The following is a 17,382-nucleotide window of genomic DNA, read 5'->3' on the forward strand; positions in this document are numbered from 1 at the left end:
AAATTTGAGATAAAAAAAAGCCGCTGCCATTATTTAATGGCAGCGGCCTGTTTCACGCAGAGTTAAACGCCGCTAACAATGCCGCGACGTCAAAGACAAAAGGGACTTAGCCCGCAACTGCAATACGCTTCATATCGGTCATATAGCCACGCAGTTTGTGACCTACGGCTTCAATTGGGTGGTTACGAATGGCTTCATTCACATCACGCAGTTGCGCGTTATCAACCGCAGTACCGGCAACGCTCTTACCCAAATCCCCTGCTTGCAGTGAATCCATGAATTTGCCTTTCAGCAACGGAACCGCCGCGTTCGCGAACAGATAGTTACCGTATTCAGCCGTATCAGAAATAACCACGTTCATTTCATACAAGCGCTTACGGGCAATGGTGTTGGCGATCAATGGCAGCTCATGCAGTGATTCATAATATGCAGACTCTTCGATGATACCGGAGTCAACCATAGTTTCGAATGCCAACTCAACACCAGCTTTCACCATGGCAATCATCAATACGCCGTGGTCGAAATATTCTTGCTCAGAGATTTTGCCTTCAAACTGTGGCGCATTCTCGAATGCTGTTCTGCCGGTCTCTTCACGCCAGCCCAGCAATTTAACATCGTCTTGCGCCCAATCAGCCATCATACCGCTGGAGAAAGCACCGGAGATGATGTCATCCATATGCTTTTGGAACAACGGAGCCATGATTTCTTTCAACTGTTCAGACAGCGCATAAGCCCGCAGTTTAGCCGGATTGGACAGACGGTCCATCATCAGCGTAATCCCGCCTTGTTTCAGCGCTTCGGTAATGGTTTCCCAACCGAACTGAATCAGTTTCTCAGCATAAGCCGCGTCAGTACCTTCAGAAACCAGCTTATCGAAACACAGCAATGAACCGGCCTGCAACATACCACACAGGATAGTCTGCTCACCCATCAGATCAGATTTTACTTCCGCAACGAAAGAGGACTCCAACACACCCGCGCGATGGCCACCGGTTGCTGCCGCCCAAGCCTTGGCAATCGCCATGCCTTCGCCTTTAGGATCGTTTTCCGGGTGAACCGCGATCAGCGTCGGCACACCAAAACCACGTTTGTATTCTTCACGAACCTCAGTGCCAGGGCATTTCGGCGCTACCATCACAACGGTGATGTCTTTACGAACTTGCTCACCCACTTCAACGATATTGAAGCCATGAGAATAACCCAGTGCTGCACCATCTTTCATCAGTGGCTGAACTGCCTGAACCACTGCGGTGTGCTGTTTGTCTGGTGTCAGGTTAACCACCAAATCAGCCTGTGGGATCAACTCTTCGTAAGTGCCTACTTTGAAGCCATTTTCAGTCGCTTTACGCCATGAAGCACGCTTCTCGGCAATCGCTTCTTTGCGCAGAGCGTAAGCCACGTCCAGACCAGAGTCACGCATGTTCAAGCCTTGGTTCAGACCTTGTGCGCCACAACCGACGATCACCACTTTTTTACCGTTCAGGTAGCTTGCTTCATCGGCAAATTCGTCACGTGCCATAAAGCGACACTTACCTAATTGCGCCAACTGCTGACGCAGGTTCAATGTGTTGAAATAGTTAGCCATGGTATTACTCCGTTCGGGTTCTGTTTTGTGGGTGCAGCTATTTATTTTGGTTACTGCAAACGAATATTGTGTTTGTGTAGCTAATGTTGTGTGTTGCTGTTTTTCACATCCCCTGTCTGGGCCGGGGATTATCTTGGATTCACTATATGACAGGAAACACATTGCTGAAATTGATATATTAACAATGTGACGTTGCAAATTCTGCAATACAGTTTATTTCTTATGCAATACAATAGCTCTTCTCACCTAAGAGGCTGTCTGTTATGGATTTACGTGACCTGAAATTGTTTCTGCATTTGGCTGAAAGCCGCCACTTTGGCCGCACGGCTAAAGCGACACACGTCAGTCCATCCACCCTATCGCGCCAGATTCAGCGGCTGGAGGAGACGCTCGGACAGCCCCTGTTTTTACGAGACAACCGCACGGTGCAACTGACCGATGCCGGTACACAGCTCAAGGCTTTTGCTCAACAGACATTGCTACAGTACCAACAGCTGCGCCATGCCTTGGGTCAGCACGGGCCATCACTCAGTGGCGAACTGCGGCTATTTTGTTCAGTCACCGCCGCCTATAGCCATTTACCCCCCATTCTCGATCGTTTTCGCGCACGTCATCCGTTGGTTGAAATCAAACTCACTACCGGTGATGCCGCCGATGCGGTAGATAAAGTGCAATCGAATGAGGCTGATCTCGGTATTGCTGGTCGCCCTGAAGTGCTCCCCACCAGCATCGCCTTTACCCAGATTGGCGAGATTCCGCTGGTTTTGATTGCGCCAGCCCTGCCTTGCGCAGTGCGTTCACAGGTCTCGGTGGAACAGCCCGATTGGGCCACGGTCCCCTTTATTTTGCCTGAGCATGGCCCATCACGAAAACGCATTGATTTGTGGTTCCGCCGCCAGCGCATCAGTAACCCATTGATTTATGCTACGGTTTCCGGCCATGAAGCAATTGTATCAATGGTAGCATTGGGCTGCGGTGTGGCACTGATCCCATCAGTGGTGGTGGATAACAGCCCGGAACCGGTGCGCAACCGCATTTCCTTGCTGGATGATATCTCGTTGGTCGAGCCATTTGAGCTGGGTGTGTGTGTGCCCAAAAAACGGCTCAATGAGCCGTTGATCGAAGCATTTTGGGGGCTGCTGTAGTTTACAATCGTGAAGCGTAATTTATGGCGGGAACAAGATTCCTCGGCCCCAGAGTTAAAGGATTACACATAGTCGCCTCCACAGGAGCAGGAGCGCTCTCTTTGGTAGGGAAACTGTTTATCGAATCGGTCAGTTGGCAGGTGTCGCTTTGCAAGTTGTTGGTAATGTTTACGTTGGGATAGGTATCAACCAGGTTATAAGTGATTTCACCAGCAGCATTAGTTTTCTGTTCAGCGCGGTGCGTTATATTATTTTTAGCATCGAAACTTTGTTTTACTACCACTGTTTCGCTCAATTGTACTGCCTTTTTAACTGGGTCATAACTAAAACTTTCAACGACCCTCTTAGTCATATTATTGTTAGAATCAAAGTGCTCGATAGCCTGATTTATCGTATTGGTAGCTGCATCAAAGGTTTTCACTTTAACCGTCTTATTGCTTGCAGCATCAATGTGTTCTCTTGTTACAATTTGCCTAACGATCTCCCCTTTGCGACGCGTTGTTTCAATTGTTGTCGTCCCATCACGCATTGAATAAGACCGAATTGAGTTTTGCAGAGGATTCAAACGGTTACTTAGCGGCGTAGGGGGTATGTAGTCAGGTACCGGTGACTTAATTGATGCCTTAATCAAGGCTAATGTTTCACTCATATAAAATCTCCATATATTATTCAAACCATGAGAAACAATAAACATTCAACAATGTGGTAATTAACTGCGATATTATTAATCTCAATTAATAAATCCACAGATGATATTACGCTGCACTAATACTGAATTTCATTTGGAATGCTTATTTTTGAGAATATATAAGAAGATTAAATATAACTAAGTGGAAATAAAAAACTCAGCGCTTATTAGCCCTGAGTTTTATTGTGGTTGATAGGTATTCACCGCCACTTCATCCAGCCAAAACTTAACCCGCCAAAAAGAACTTAAACGCCGGGTTGTTGGTTTCATCATGGCAATCATAGCCCAAAGCGGCCAAGTGCTCTTCAAATTGCGGCTCAGAATCTGACAACTCAAACCCTGCCAATACCCGACCAAAATCAGTGCCATGGCTACGATAGTGGAACAAAGAGATATTCCAGTGCGTACCTAATGTATGCAAGAACTTCAGCAATGCGCCCGGTGATTCAGGGAATTCAAAGCTGTACAGCCGCTCACGCAATGGTTTGGAAGGTCGACCACCCACCATATAACGCACATGCAGTTTGGCCATCTCGTCGTCAGATAGGTCCACCACCTGATAATCTTTTGCCTGTAGCTCAGCCAATATCTCTGCCCGCTCGGCATAGCCGCGCGTCAAACGTACCCCTACGAAAATGCAGGCATTATCGGCATCCGCATAACGGTAGTTGAATTCAGTGACCGAACGCCCCCCCAGCAACTCGCAGAAACGGAGAAAACTGCCTTTTTTCTCGGGGATAGTTACGGCCAGCAAAGCTTCACGCTGCTCGCCCAGCTCACAACGTTCTGACACATAGCGCAGACCGTGGAAGTTCACGTTAGCACCGGACAGCACATGGGCCAGACGTTCGCCTTTGATATTATGCTGCTGAACATACTTTTTCAGGCCCGCCAGCGCCAAAGCACCAGAAGGTTCGGCGATGGCACGCACATCTTCAAATAAATCTTTTACTGCCGCACAGATAGCATCACTGTCGACGGTTATCACCTCGTCCAAATACTCTTGGCACAGGCGGAATGGCTCATCGCCAATACGTTTAACGGCGACACCCTCGGCAAATAACCCAACACGGGCCAGGTCAACCGGCTTGCCCGCATCCAGTGCGGCACGTAAACAAGCTGAGTCTTCCGCTTCAACCCCGATCACTTTAATCTGCGGCATCAGTTGCTTGATAAGCACCGCCACACCGGCCACCAGCCCACCGCCACCGACCGGGACAAAAATCCGATCAAGGTGTGCGTCTTGCTGGAGTAACTCCATCGCCAGCGTCCCCTGCCCGGCGATAACGGCCGGATGGTCAAACGGCGGCACAAAGGTATAACCCTGCTGCTGGGATAACTCGATAGCTTTGCCTTTGGCTTCATCGAAATTGGCACCGAACAGCAGCACCTCACCACCAAAACCGCGCACGGCATCCACTTTGATGTCAGCGGTTGCTACCGGCATCACGATAAGTGCCTTGATACCCAGCTTACTGGCTGAGAGGGCGACACCTTGCGCATGATTACCGGCAGAGGCGGTTATCACACCACAGGCTTTCTGCTCTTCTGTCAGACCCGCCAGCATCGCATAAGCACCACGCAGCTTAAAACTGTGCACTGGCTGGCGATCTTCACGTTTAACCAAAATAGTATTAGCCAGGCGGGAAGAGATTTTTTCCATCACTTGCAACGGGGTGACTTGCGCCACCTCATACACCGGCGCGCGCAATATCGCCCGCAGATATTCTGCCCCGCAAGGGGCAGCAGATAAGGGTTGTGATACCGCCATGGGTATTAGCCTCCCAGCTTACTTTTGTCGCGCACAGCACCTTTGTCGGCGCTGGTTGCCAGCAGAGCATAAGCGCGCAGTGCATAAGAAACCTGACGTTCGCGGGCTTTAGGCGACCAGGCAGCATCGCCACGGGCTTCTTCCGTTTCACGACGAGCAGTCAGCTCAGATTCGCTCACATCCAACACAATGCCACGGTTCGGGATATCGATATCAATGAAATCGCCATCCTGCACCAGACCAATCAGGCCGCCACTGGCCGCTTCTGGTGAAACATGACCAATCGACAAACCAGACGTCCCGCCGGAGAAACGGCCATCAGTCAGCAAAGCACAGCTCTTGCCTAATCCCATGGATTTCAAATAAGTGGTCGGATAGAGCATTTCCTGCATCCCCGGCCCACCTTTTGGCCCTTCGTAACGGATAACGACCACGTCACCCGCCACAACTTTACCGCCGAGAATCGCTGCTACCGCATCATCCTGACTCTCATACACTTTTGCCGGGCCACGGAAGGTCAGGCTCTCTTTATCCACACCGGCGGTTTTAACAATACAACCGTTCGCGGCGATATTGCCGTACAGCACAGCTAAACCGCCGTCTTGGCTGTAAGCATGTTCGCGAGTACGGATACAACCCTCTTCGCGGTCAGTATCCAGTGATGGGAAGCGGCAATCCTGCGAGAAGGCTTTAGTGGTACGAATACCCGCCGGGCCCGCGGCGTACATCTGCTTGACCCCTTCGTCACCGGTAAGCATCACGTCATAGGTTTCCAGCGTATCGGTCAGATTCAGCCCCAACACATTACGCACCTCGCGGTTAAGCAAGCCAGCCCTGTCCAGTTCGCCTAAAATACCCATAACCCCACCTGCACGGTGCACGTCTTCCATATGGTATTTCTGCGTGCTCGGCGCGACTTTACACAAATGAGGCACCTGACGAGATAAACGGTCGATATCGCTGATATCGAAATCAACCTCCCCTTCCTGTGCTGCGGCCAGTAAGTGCAGCACGGTGTTGGTCGAGCCGCCCATCGCGATATCCAGCGTCATAGCGTTTTCAAATGCGGCTTTGTTCGCGATGCTGCGCGGCAAGGCACTAACATCATCCTGTTCGTAATAACGTTTAGTCAGCTCAACAATGTGCTTACCAGCATCGAGGAACAGTTGTTTACGGTCAGCATGGGTCGCCAACAGTGAACCGTTACCTGGCAGCGCCAGACCCAGCGCCTCATTTAAGCAGTTCATCGAGTTGGCAGTAAACATCCCCGAGCAGGAACCACAGGTCGGGCAGGCAGAGCGTTCAATCTGCTCACTGTCGGCATCACTGACATTCGGGTTTGCGCCCTGGATCATGGCATCCACCAGATCCAGTTTGATGATTTTATCGGACAGCTTGGTTTTACCCGCTTCCATCGGGCCGCCGGACACAAAGATCACCGGAATATTCAAACGCAGAGACGCCATCAGCATCCCTGGGGTAATTTTGTCGCAGTTAGAGATACACACCATGGCGTCCGCGCAATGAGCGTTAACCATGTATTCTACGGAGTCGGCAATCAATTCACGTGAAGGCAGTGAATAGAGCATGCCGCCGTGGCCCATCGCGATCCCATCATCCACCGCAATAGTGTTGAACTCTTTAGCCACGCCGCCAGACGCTTCAATTTGCTCCGCTACCAGCTTGCCTAAGTCGCGCAAATGAACGTGGCCCGGTACAAACTGGGTAAATGAGTTAACCACTGCAATAATCGGTTTGCCGAAGTCATCATCGGTCATACCGGTAGCGCGCCACAGTGCACGAGCGCCGGCCATATTGCGGCCATGAGTGGTGGTATGGGAACGGTACTTAGGCATTGTCTCTTCACTCCAATGTATTCTGTGTTGCAGGTGGCGAACGAACCACCTGCTGATTCTGTCTGTCAGTTTTTATTGATTATTGATTGATTGGATCCAGCCAACCGTACTTATCTTCAGTTTCACCGGTGAACAGGCCAAAGAATGCTTGTTGGATCTTGGTGGTAACCGGGCCACGTTTACCAATACCGACCTGAATACCATCCACGCTGCGTACCGGGGTAATTTCTGCCGCAGTACCGGACATAAATACTTCATCCGCCAAATAGAGAGATTCACGTGACAACACTTGCTCACGCACTTCCAGACCCATATCTTTCGCCAGTTTGATAATCGCATCACGGGTGATACCCGGCAGGGCTGAAGAGGTAAACGGCGGCGTGAACAGGATGCCATCTTTTACTTCAAATAGGTTTTCACCCGCACCTTCAGACAAGAAGCCATGAATATCCAGCGCAATCCCTTCCTGATAGCCGTGACGGCGTGCTTCGCTGCCCACCAACAAGGAGGACAGGTAGTTACCACCGGCTTTTGCCGCAGTTGGAATGGTATTTGGTGCCACACGGTTCCATGAGGACACCATGGCATCAATGCCTTGCTCCAACGCTTCCGCACCCAGATAAGCACCCCATGGGAACGCGGCGATTATCACATCTGTTTTATAGCCATCTGGCGGGTTCACACCCATACCGACATCACCAATAAACACTAACGGGCGGATATACGCGCTGGTCAGATTGTTTTTACGCAATGTCGCACGGCAGGCTTCCATCAGCTCATCAACCGACTGGGAAACCGGCATACGATAAATTTTAGCTGAGTCATGTAAACGCTGCATATGTTCGCGGTGACGGAAAACTACCGGCCCTTTGTGGGAGTCGTAGCAACGGACACCTTCGAAGACTGACGTGCCGTAGTGTAACGCGTGAGACATCACGTGAACTTTAGCCTCTGCCCACGGAACCATGTCACCGTTAAACCAAATAAAATCAGCTTTCTTCGTCATTCTTTTCTTTCCTTGTGGCGCATCAGGCGCGTATCTGTAATGTATTAGGTTGTAGGATCTCGACGCAGGCGACATCCATAAGCTTACTTAACTGAGAAGACAGTAAATCGACAGGTCGCCCGCTGGCAACGGTCAATTCAATATTAATATTCTCAGCATTAATCATTGGCGACATATTCATAGCACAAACCTGGAAGCCACGGTGCCGCACAACCCGCAATACACGCTCTAACATTTCAGGGCGGAAGCGGGCTTGGATAGAGATTTGATGTTGGATAGAGGATTGATGGTGCATCATGAGATTTTCTCCAGCATGGTTTCATTACCTGCGCCTGGCGGCACTAACGGCCAAACGTTTTCGAGTTCGTCGATGGAAACCTGGAGCAGATAAGGGCCTTCGCTGTTAAACAGCGCATCCAGAGCGGCGTCGACTTGGTCTTTGCGGGTGATACGTTGGCCGGGGATATTAAACGCACTGGCCAGTGTGATGAAATCGGGGTTATCAGAAAGATTGGTTTCGCTATAACGTCCATCAAAAAACAGTTGCTGCCACTGTCGAACCATACCCAATCGCTGGTTATCTAATAATACGATTTTCAGCGGTAACTGTTTTCGTTTTATCGTGCCCAACTCCTGAACATTCATCATAAACGAACCGTCACCGGAGATACAGATAACCATGTCATCAGGACGGGCCATTTGTGCGCCAACCGCGGCCGGCACACCAAAACCCATCGTGCCCAAACCGCTGGATGTGATGAAATTCTCAGGTCGGGTAAAGTTCATATGCTGCGCCGTCCACATCTGGTGCTGGCCCACATCGGTAGTCACTACCGCTTGTGGTGCTTTGCGTTCAGATATCTGCTTCAGTAACAACGGAGCATAAATTGCCTGGCCAGGGTGATCGTAGCGCCAGCTATGCTGGTGTTTCAATGCCATGACCTCATCACGCCACGGCTGGATATCCAACGGTTGCTGTAATGCGGGCAGCAATACTTTCAAATCGCCCTGCAACGCGACATGCGCCTGACGCAATTTACCCAATTCAGCCGGGTCGATATCCATATGGATAACTTTTGCTTTTGCGGCGAATGTATTCAGCTTGCCGGTGACACGGTCATCAAACCGCGCGCCAACCGCTATCAATAAATCGCAATCCTGCACCGCAAAGTTTGCGGCTTTAGTGCCATGCATCCCCAGCATACCCAGATAGCACGGATGATTAGTATCCGGTGCGCCTAAACCCTTCAGAGTGGCAACCGCAGGAATACCCGTTACCTCGATAAAAGCACGTAAAGCAGGAACGGCCTGTGCCATGCCAACCCCGCCACCGACATACAACATCGGTTTTTGCGCGGTTGCCAGCATATCCCAGGCTTGTTGTAACTCGGCAGCAGAATCAACAAGATGCTCTTCAACTGGCATCAGGTGCGGGGTTAAATCACCCACAGCTAACTGAATATCCTTCGGAATATCGATTAAAACCGGTCCAGGGCGGCCACTGGTAGCAATGGCAAACGCCTCCGCCATGATACCAGGCAACGCCTCTAATGATTCAACCAGAAAACTGTGTTTGGTACAGGCAAGTGACAAACCCAATACGTCAATCTCCTGAAAAGCATCAGTACCGATTAAAGCAGACCCCACCTGACCGGTGATAGCAATGACCGGCACTGAATCCAGCAATGCATCAGCCAAACCGGTGATCAGATTAGTGGCTCCAGGTCCAGAAGTGGCAATACACACCCCGACTTTACCGGTTGCACGGGCATAGCCAATGGCAGCAATCGCAGCACCTTGCTCATGGCGGCAGAGCAAATGCTCGACACCACCATCATACAAAGCATCGTAGACAGGCATTATTGCCCCACCCGGATAGCCGAATACCGTATCAACACCCTGCGCACGCAACGCTTGAACCACCCACTGAGCACCATTCATAGTTATTTCCCCGACCTTTCGCGGGAGGCACAGGATTTTATTCTGTTGTGCATTTTATGTTCCTCGCGTCTTTAACGTACCAATAAAAAACCCCCGGACCTTTCGGTGCGGGGGTTCTCTTGAGATTAAGGCTTGATTTTTATGCCTTTATTCGTCCAAGTGCAGCCCCGCACGGTGGGATAATAATCACCACCACGCTAATTAGGACTAGGTTAATCACTTGGACAATCGCTTTCATAATTAGGTTGTTCATCTGTCAGTGTCGAACGAATACCTACAGAGTTATCACAGTTATTGGTTATCTGACAATATTTATTTAAATTATTATTCTGTGAGCCGCTACACGATATGACACAAATATATTATTTATCAATTAGTAATACTCATATCAGTAGTTTGGCCATTTTTTGCGTACCGTATCGCAATTTTTAATTTTGATACTTCCCTTGCATCGAAATTTCTCGCGAGCGTTCGCAAATCAATTCTTTTTCGCTGTACTCAAAAAAGACCTAGGGCACACTGCTGCGGCTACCTCATATCTCAGCCCGGTCGATTAATAAAAGTCCCGGTAGCCCTACGGCAAAGGAAAGCAGCATGTCACTGGCAACCATTCATACCCGCGCCACATTAGGCATTCAGGCCCCACCGGTTACAGTAGAAGTTCATATCAGCAATGGGCTCCCCGGATTGATTTTGGTCGGATTACCGGAAACCACCGTAAAAGAGGCTCGAGATAGGGTTCGGAGCGCATTAATCAACAGTGGATTCACCTTTCCGGCGAAACGTATCACTGTTAGTTTGGCACCGGCAGACTTGCCGAAAGAGGGTGGCCGCTATGATCTCCCTATCGCTTTAGCAATACTGGCAGCGTCAGAACAGATTCCTGCGGATAAATTAACCCACTATGAGTTCTTGGGTGAGTTAGCCCTATCAGGGGCGCTAAGGCGGGTTAGCGGCGCAATTCCGGCAGCACTCGCCAGTAGCCAAGTTCAGCGGCAATTAATTCTTCCGGTCGCGAATAATCTTGAGATAGGTCTTATTCCACAAGGTAACAGCCGGGTTGCCGATCACTTGTTAGCCGTGTGCGGTTTTTTACAGGGTGAAAATACCCTTGCTCAGGGCCAGCTAGTTGAATCTACACCAGAGTGGGATAGCAGCCTCGACCTGCAAGATATCATTGGGCAGTCACAGGCTAAGCGAGCCTTAGAAATTGCTGCGGCGGGGGGCCATAACCTGCTATTACTCGGGCCACCAGGAACGGGCAAAACGATGCTGGCAAATCGGTTAACTGGATTATTGCCGCCGCTGACGGATCAAGAGGCATTAGAGGCCGCGGCCATTAACGGTCTACTGCACAGTAACGTGCTACCCGCCCAATGGCGTTGCCGGGCTTTTCGCGCCCCCCACCATAGCGCCTCAATGGCGGCACTGATTGGCGGTGGTTCTATTCCACGCCCCGGTGAAATCTCATTGGCGCACAATGGTGTACTCTTCCTGGATGAATTACCTGAATTTGAACGTCGGGTGCTGGATTCACTGCGCGAGCCACTGGAATCAGGCGAAATTATCATTTCTCGTGCAGCGGCTAAAGTGTGCTTTCCTGCCAAAGTGCAACTGATTGCCGCAATGAACCCCAGCCCCAGCGGCCATTATCAGGGTGTCCATAACCGTACACCGCCACAACAGATTCTGCGCTATCTGGCAAAATTGTCGGGGCCGTTTCTGGACAGGTTTGATTTGTCGATAGAGGTGCCATTGCTGCCATCAGGTATGCTGGGGGCTCAGAAACATCAAGGGGAAAGCAGTGAAACGGTCAGGCTACGAGTATTGCAGGCAAGGCAGAGGCAATTGGATCGAGCAGGGAAGATAAATTCTCAGCTTAATAGCCAAGAAATTGCCGAATATTGCTCCCTCACTCCTGAGAATGCGGCCTTTCTGGAGCAAGTCCTGCTGACGCTGGGTTTGTCGGTACGCGCCTGGCACCATATTTTAAAAGTAGCGCGGAGCATTGCCGATCTCGCTCAGGAGAATTACATCCAAAGAAATCATCTTTCGGAAGCACTGAGCTATCGTTGTATGGACCGGCTGCTGTTGCAGTTACACAAGAGCCTGATGTAAATAGGGGAGAAAAAAATCCACTATTATCAAACACCTCTCTGATATCCAAAGTCATTGGAATCGCAGGTAGGCAGCAAGCAAACGCATCCCGATGAGCTTACTCAAGTAAGTGATTCAGGTAAGAGCGCGCCGCTAACACCCCTGTGGTTCCACTAACGAAGAGTATTATCCAAAGTCATTGGAATCGCAGGTAGGCTGCAAGCAAACGCATCCCGATGAGCTTACTCAAGTAAGTGATTCGGGTAAGAGCGCGCCGCTAACACCCCTGTGGTTCCACTAACGAAGAGTATTATCCAAAGTCATTGGAATCGCAGGTAGGCTGCAAGCAAACGCATCCCGATGAGCTTACTCAAGTAAGTGATTCGGGTAAGAGCACGCCGCGAACACCCCTGCGATTTCAAGGACGAAGGATAAGAGGGGATTAATCGTCGCTATCGGTATAATCTTCCACCGCATCCATCTGCGGCTTGCCGCCTGATAGAGTATGGAATCGTTTAGGACGACGAGTTCGGGTCACATATTTGGACCAGACTTTCTCCTCGGCACTGACGGGCTCACGTTCGCCGCGACAAACAGCAACAAACAACTGTTCTTCTTCCGTTACAGGCTGGCGTTTTCCGAGATCGAGTTCGTTGAAGGCGTAGCCATGGCGCTCTAGTAATTGCGCCTCTTTAATGGTGAAATCGCCGTGGCGCGAGAACCCGCGAGGATAATGCTTATTATCAAAAAAACGATTGGTCGTGATGAAGCTATCCGCCATCTGACACGCTCCTAATTCTCTCATGGTCGTGCTGTTTATGGCGCGGAGTATTAGATAGGCTTGACAGCGTGTAAAACAAAACATTTAAATCTTAACGACAAAAAAAATTGGAGATGGGTTTGGATACCGAATTACTGAAAACCTTTTTGGAGGTCAGTAGGACTCGCCACTTTGGTCGCGCTGCTGAATCTTTGTACTTAACACAGTCGGCGGTAAGTTTTCGTATCCGTCAGTTGGAAAATCAATTAGGTGCAAATTTATTCACTCGTCATCGCAATAATATTCGTCTGACACCTGCGGGAGAACGTTTGGTGCCTTACGCAGAAACACTGATGAGTACCTGGCAACTAGCCAAAAAAGAGGTTGCTCACTCACTACAGCATACCGAGTTGTCCATTGGTGCAACCGCCTCACTGTGGGAGGCATACCTCACTCCGTGGTTGCAACAATTATATAAACAACGAGAGGCATTGCGCCTTGAGGCGCGGATTGCACTGCGGCACTCGCTGGTGAAACAGTTGCACGAGCGGCAACTGGATTTATTGATAACGACCGAACCGCCTAAAATGGATGAACTGGCAAGCCAACTGTTAGGGCATTTTTCGCTGCGACTATTTTCTTTTGAGCCGATTGATTTATCGAAAGAAACTGAGCCAGACGCCGAGCATAAAAATGCAAATGAGGCACCTTACATCAAGCTTGAGTGGGGAGCTGATTTTCATCAGCAAGAGAATAGATTGCTGGAGAGCGAGCAAATGCCGGTATTAACGACCACATCGGCACATTTGACCCGGCAGCTATTGGAAACCACCGGTGGCTGTGCTTTCCTGCCCGAACACTGGCAAAAAGAATACCCTCAATTGGCCATGAACGCTGATATGCCAGCTATTGTGCGGCCACTGTATGCTGTTTGGTTGCAAAACAGTGACCAGCAAACATTGATTCGACAACTGTTAAAAACACCGATGAATAACGCAGCTCAGAGCGCTATACGGGATTAAGTGGCGGCGACTGAGGGCGAGCACGCCGGTTCAGATAAAAAGCACTCATCGCCTTCTGAATCGCAATAAAGCTAAATAATAATATTCCGATGACAATTTTGGTCCACCATGAGCTAAGTGTGCCATCGAATGTGATATAGCTCTGAATCAACCCCTGAATCAAGACGCCAAACAGCGTGCCGAAAACTGTCCCGATACCACCGGTAAGTAATGTGCCACCGATAACGACTGCGGCAATGGCATCTAGCTCAACACCACTGGCTGCTAATGCATAGCCAGCAGAGGTATAGAGTGAGAAAACGATTACCGATAGCGCGGCTAACGTGCTCGATAACATATAAATTTTAATTGTCGTTTGCCTGACAGGAACACCCATCAGTCCGGCAGAAACGCTATTACCGCCAATGGCATAAACATTATGGCCAAAGCGGGTTCGATGAGCCAACAGAATGCCAAATGCCACAACCATTAGCATGATGAAGGCTAATAATGTGAATCGCCCGCCACCAGGAACTTTCCAGGCATAATTCGCCAGCGTGGCATAAAGTGGGTGATCAATAGGTATCGACTCTTCAGAGACGATAAAACTCATACCACGAACGAAGAACATCCCAGCCAGAGTAATAATAAACGCAGGGAGTTTCAGAGAATCAATAATCCATCCCATCAATGCACCAAACATCGCCCCCATAACTAAGACAATGGCAAAAGCATACATTGGGTGAATACCATAAGTTCCGATTAACTTAGCCAATAACACGCCAGTAAATGCAATTACCGACCCAACCGATAAATCGATGCCGCCCGATAGAATAACGAAAGTCATCCCTACGGCGACGATGCCCAGAAAAGCATTATCAGTCAGTAAATCACACCACACTCGGGTGGAGGAGAAACTGGGGAACTGACTGAGACAAAAAGCGTATCCCAGAATAAAAACGGCGATAGTAATCAGCAAAGGAATATTGCGCTTTAACATTATTTTCGCCTCGTGAAGATATGGCTAAATGAGATCATCGGTGACTGCACAATCAAGACGGCTAATACCACAATAGCTTTAAGGACTAGGTTAAATTCTGGCTGATAACCTGAAAGTAAGATCCCTGTATTCATCCCTTGAATAATCAAAGCGCCAATAACCGAAAGCAAAAGATTAAACCGCCCTCCCATTAAAGATGCACCACCAATGACTACCGCCAGAATTGCATCCAGCTCCAGCCATAAACCAGCATTGTTAGCATCGGCACCACGAATATCTGCCGTCACAATAATGCCAGCGACCGCTGCACAGATACCACAAATCACATACACGGCAATCAGCACCAAGCGAGTACTCACTCCCGCATTACGTGCTGATCGTAAGTTGATACCAACGGACTCAATGAATAGACCCAGTGCTGTTTTTCGGGTCAATAACCACACTATAATCAACATACTAAATGCGATGACTACTGACATCGGCAAATACATCAGCGTGCTGCTACCCAACTTCGCCAAGCCACCTGTATCAAATGTAACAATCTGCCCCTCAGTAATAAGCTGGGCTATCCCCCGTCCTGCCACCATTAACATTAAGGTGGCCACAATCGGTTGGATTTGTAATACCGCCACTAAGAAACCGTTCCATAAACCACATAACGCGCCAACCGCAAGGGCGGCGACTAATACCGTGGGTAAAGGATATCCAGCACTGGTCAGTGTGGCTGCAGTTGCACCGGCTATTGCCATTACCGCACCAACCGACAAATCAATGCCGCCAGTAGCAATGACCAGTGTCATACCTAATGCCAGTAAAGCAACGGGAGCACCGCGATTTAGAATATCGATGACACTGCCAAACAACCGTCCATCCTGAATATGGATCGAGAAAAAGTTCGGGGCGACTAAACTATCAATCAATAAAATGACCGCCAGAGCACCAAATTGAGTGGCACCTTTCGGCAAGACCCATTTAACTTTGCGCGGTCGTTGCGGCATTGACAGGCTCCTATTAACCATGAAGTAACTCCTTATTGCACCGCGATCGCCTGCATGATGGCAGGAACGGAAATCTCATCGTGACCGAGTTGTGCAATATGTCGACGGTCACGCAGAACAATGACGCGATCGGCATAACCTGCCAATTCCTCTAATTCGGAAGAGATAATTAACAGTGCCAGCCCTTCATCACACAGTTTCTCAATCAGCCGAATAATTTCAGCATGCGCCCCCACGTCAATACCGCGCGTTGGCTCATCTAAAATCAAAAATCGAGGTTTTGTGGCAAGCCAGCGCGCTAATAAAACTTTTTGCTGGTTTCCACCGGAGAGATACTGAATTTGTTGCTCAGGGCCAGGAGTACGAATACCAAGCTGCTGAATGAATTGCTCAGCAATTTGCGTTTGTTCCCGCATTGAAAGTGGCCTTAGCCATCCGCGCTGGGCCTGTAAGGCCAGAATAATATTCTCCCGAACTGTTGCAGCACCGACGATGCCATCAGTTTTACGATCTTCTGGGCAATAGCCAAAACCGAATTTTGATGCCGTGCGTGGTGTTCGGATCTTAACGGGCTTGCCTTGTATTTTGGCCTCCCCAGTATCCGGTGTCGTAACACCAAAAATTAATTGCGCAGTCTCGGTGCGCCCAGACCCCAATAGCCCAGCAAGTCCGACAATTTCACCAGGAGAAACAGCCAAATCGAAGTTTTCCACCACACCCCGCCGACCATAGTTTTTAAACTCAACCAGTGGGTTGCTTGCCACAATATTATGTTCACCACGTTTGAGTAATTGCTCATCAAAGCTATGACCCAACATCATCTGAACCAATTCGATACGGGGAAGTTCTGCGGTTGTTTTAGTGCCAACAAGTTTGCCATTGCGTAAGACAGTAATACGATCACTGATCCGATAAACCTGATCGAGGAAATGCGTCACGAATACCATACCGATACCCTGATCTCGTAACTGACGCAAAATATCCAGCAACATACTGACTTCTTTAGCATCTAAACTTGCCGTTGGCTCATCCAGAATAAGTACTTTTGCTGATAGATCGACCGCACGAGCAATGGCGACAATCTGTTGTATTGCAATAGAAAAGTTAGCTAACGGTTGCTGCACATCTAATGTAAGACCATAGCCCGTTAGCAGCTTTTCTGCCTGTAGATTCATTGTGCGATGGTCAATTAGCCCCCAACGTAATGGCTCACGGCCAATGAATAGATTTGCCGCAACAGATATATTGGGCAGCAAGTTGACCTCTTGATAAACAGTGCCAATCCCCAGTTTCTGGGCATCCGCAGTATCAAGGGGACAAATGGCCTTACCATCTAAATAAACTTCACCGGCGGCCCGCTTATAGACCCCAGTTAATGCTTTGATTAAAGTCGACTTTCCTGCACCATTTTCCCCTAACAATGCGACAACTTCACCGCGAAGCAGAGAAAAATCGACAGAGTCCAATGCCTTAACACCAGGAAATTCAACTGACAAGCCACGGACTTCTAGCAGTGTTTCCATCAGATGTACCC

Annotated in this window: 15 protein-coding genes; 3 read left to right on the plus strand and 12 right to left on the minus strand. The window is 49.3% G+C overall.

What is annotated here, in order from left to right:
* Nucleotides 1-106 precede the first annotated feature (106 nt).
* On the minus strand, nt 107-1,585 hold the full coding sequence (ilvC, locus tag ACWJJO_RS21755; protein ID WP_083161846.1) for a ketol-acid reductoisomerase: 1,479 nt from the start codon (nt 1,583-1,585) through the stop codon (nt 107-109).
* A gap of 263 nt (nt 1,586-1,848) precedes the next feature.
* Between ilvC and ilvY the strand changes: the two genes are divergently transcribed.
* Nucleotides 1,849-2,730 (plus strand): HTH-type transcriptional activator IlvY, encoded by an 882-nt coding sequence (gene ilvY, locus ACWJJO_RS21760; RefSeq protein ID WP_005190304.1) that lies wholly within the window; start codon nt 1,849-1,851, stop codon nt 2,728-2,730.
* 1 nt (nt 2,731) lies between these two features.
* On the opposite strand, the gene ACWJJO_RS21765 is transcribed toward ilvY, so the two are convergent.
* The 7 genes from ACWJJO_RS21765 to ilvL form a co-directional block, all read right to left on the minus strand.
* Nucleotides 2,732-3,379 (minus strand): hypothetical protein, encoded by a 648-nt coding sequence (locus tag ACWJJO_RS21765; RefSeq protein ID WP_420073695.1) that lies wholly within the window; start codon nt 3,377-3,379, stop codon nt 2,732-2,734.
* Between the two features lie 265 nt (nt 3,380-3,644).
* Nucleotides 3,645-5,189, minus strand: coding sequence for a threonine ammonia-lyase, biosynthetic (gene ilvA, locus ACWJJO_RS21770; protein ID WP_083161842.1), 1,545 nt, complete (start codon nt 5,187-5,189; stop codon nt 3,645-3,647).
* Between the two features lie 5 nt (nt 5,190-5,194).
* A complete protein-coding gene (gene ilvD / locus ACWJJO_RS21775) occupies nt 5,195-7,045 on the minus strand; it encodes a dihydroxy-acid dehydratase (RefSeq protein WP_083161840.1) in 1,851 nt (616 codons plus the stop codon).
* A gap of 79 nt (nt 7,046-7,124) precedes the next feature.
* Nucleotides 7,125-8,051, minus strand: a complete 927-nt coding sequence (locus ACWJJO_RS21780; RefSeq protein ID WP_083161838.1) for a branched-chain amino acid transaminase — start codon at nt 8,049-8,051, stop codon at nt 7,125-7,127.
* A 22-nt stretch (nt 8,052-8,073) separates the two neighbouring features.
* Nucleotides 8,074-8,346, minus strand: coding sequence for an acetolactate synthase 2 small subunit (gene ilvM, locus ACWJJO_RS21785; RefSeq protein ID WP_372560674.1), 273 nt, complete (start codon nt 8,344-8,346; stop codon nt 8,074-8,076).
* Complete coding sequence (ilvG, locus tag ACWJJO_RS21790) at nt 8,346-9,992, minus strand: acetolactate synthase 2 catalytic subunit (protein ID WP_083161836.1); 1,647 nt, start codon at nt 9,990-9,992, stop codon at nt 8,346-8,348. Before ilvG ends, ilvM begins: the two co-directional genes overlap by 1 nt.
* A 139-nt stretch (nt 9,993-10,131) precedes the next feature.
* Nucleotides 10,132-10,230 (minus strand): ilv operon leader peptide, encoded by a 99-nt coding sequence (ilvL, locus tag ACWJJO_RS21795; protein WP_071817873.1) that lies wholly within the window; start codon nt 10,228-10,230, stop codon nt 10,132-10,134.
* A gap of 356 nt (nt 10,231-10,586) precedes the next feature.
* On the opposite strand from ilvL, the gene ACWJJO_RS21800 reads away from it, so the two are divergent.
* On the plus strand, nt 10,587-12,110 hold the full coding sequence (locus ACWJJO_RS21800; protein ID WP_372569773.1) for a YifB family Mg chelatase-like AAA ATPase: 1,524 nt from the start codon (nt 10,587-10,589) through the stop codon (nt 12,108-12,110).
* A gap of 421 nt (nt 12,111-12,531) precedes the next feature.
* Here ACWJJO_RS21800 and ACWJJO_RS21805 read toward each other — a convergent pair whose 3' ends face one another.
* The gene (locus tag ACWJJO_RS21805) at nt 12,532-12,870 is read right to left on the minus strand and encodes a MaoP family protein (protein ID WP_005190326.1); all 339 of its coding nucleotides are present in this window, start codon (nt 12,868-12,870) and stop codon (nt 12,532-12,534) included.
* A 119-nt stretch (nt 12,871-12,989) separates the two neighbouring features.
* Here ACWJJO_RS21805 and hdfR point away from each other — a divergent pair, with 119 nt between their 5' ends.
* Nucleotides 12,990-13,871, plus strand: coding sequence for an HTH-type transcriptional regulator HdfR (gene hdfR, locus ACWJJO_RS21810; protein WP_083163991.1), 882 nt, complete (start codon nt 12,990-12,992; stop codon nt 13,869-13,871).
* Here the strand turns inward: hdfR and yjfF are convergent.
* The 3 genes from yjfF to ytfR are packed head-to-tail and all read right to left on the minus strand — an operon-like array spanning nt 13,858 to nt 17,371.
* Nucleotides 13,858-14,850 (minus strand): galactofuranose ABC transporter, permease protein YjfF, encoded by a 993-nt coding sequence (gene yjfF / locus ACWJJO_RS21815; protein ID WP_481091515.1) that lies wholly within the window; start codon nt 14,848-14,850, stop codon nt 13,858-13,860. The two genes, hdfR and yjfF, sit on opposite strands and share 14 nt — an antisense overlap.
* Nucleotides 14,850-15,869 carry a galactofuranose ABC transporter, ATP-binding protein YtfT gene (gene ytfT / locus ACWJJO_RS21820; RefSeq protein ID WP_083161830.1) on the minus strand — a complete coding sequence of 340 codons (1,020 nt, stop codon included), beginning with the start codon at nt 15,867-15,869 and terminating at the stop codon, nt 14,850-14,852. The genes yjfF and ytfT overlap by 1 nt, the downstream gene beginning before the upstream one ends.
* An 11-nt stretch (nt 15,870-15,880) precedes the next feature.
* Nucleotides 15,881-17,371: a galactofuranose ABC transporter, ATP-binding protein YtfR gene (ytfR, locus tag ACWJJO_RS21825; RefSeq protein ID WP_083161828.1), complete on the minus strand. Its 1,491-nt coding sequence runs from the start codon at nt 17,369-17,371 to the stop codon at nt 15,881-15,883.
* Nucleotides 17,372-17,382 lie beyond the last annotated feature (11 nt).

The sequence above is a fragment of the Yersinia antarctica genome (genome assembly GCF_056636475.1).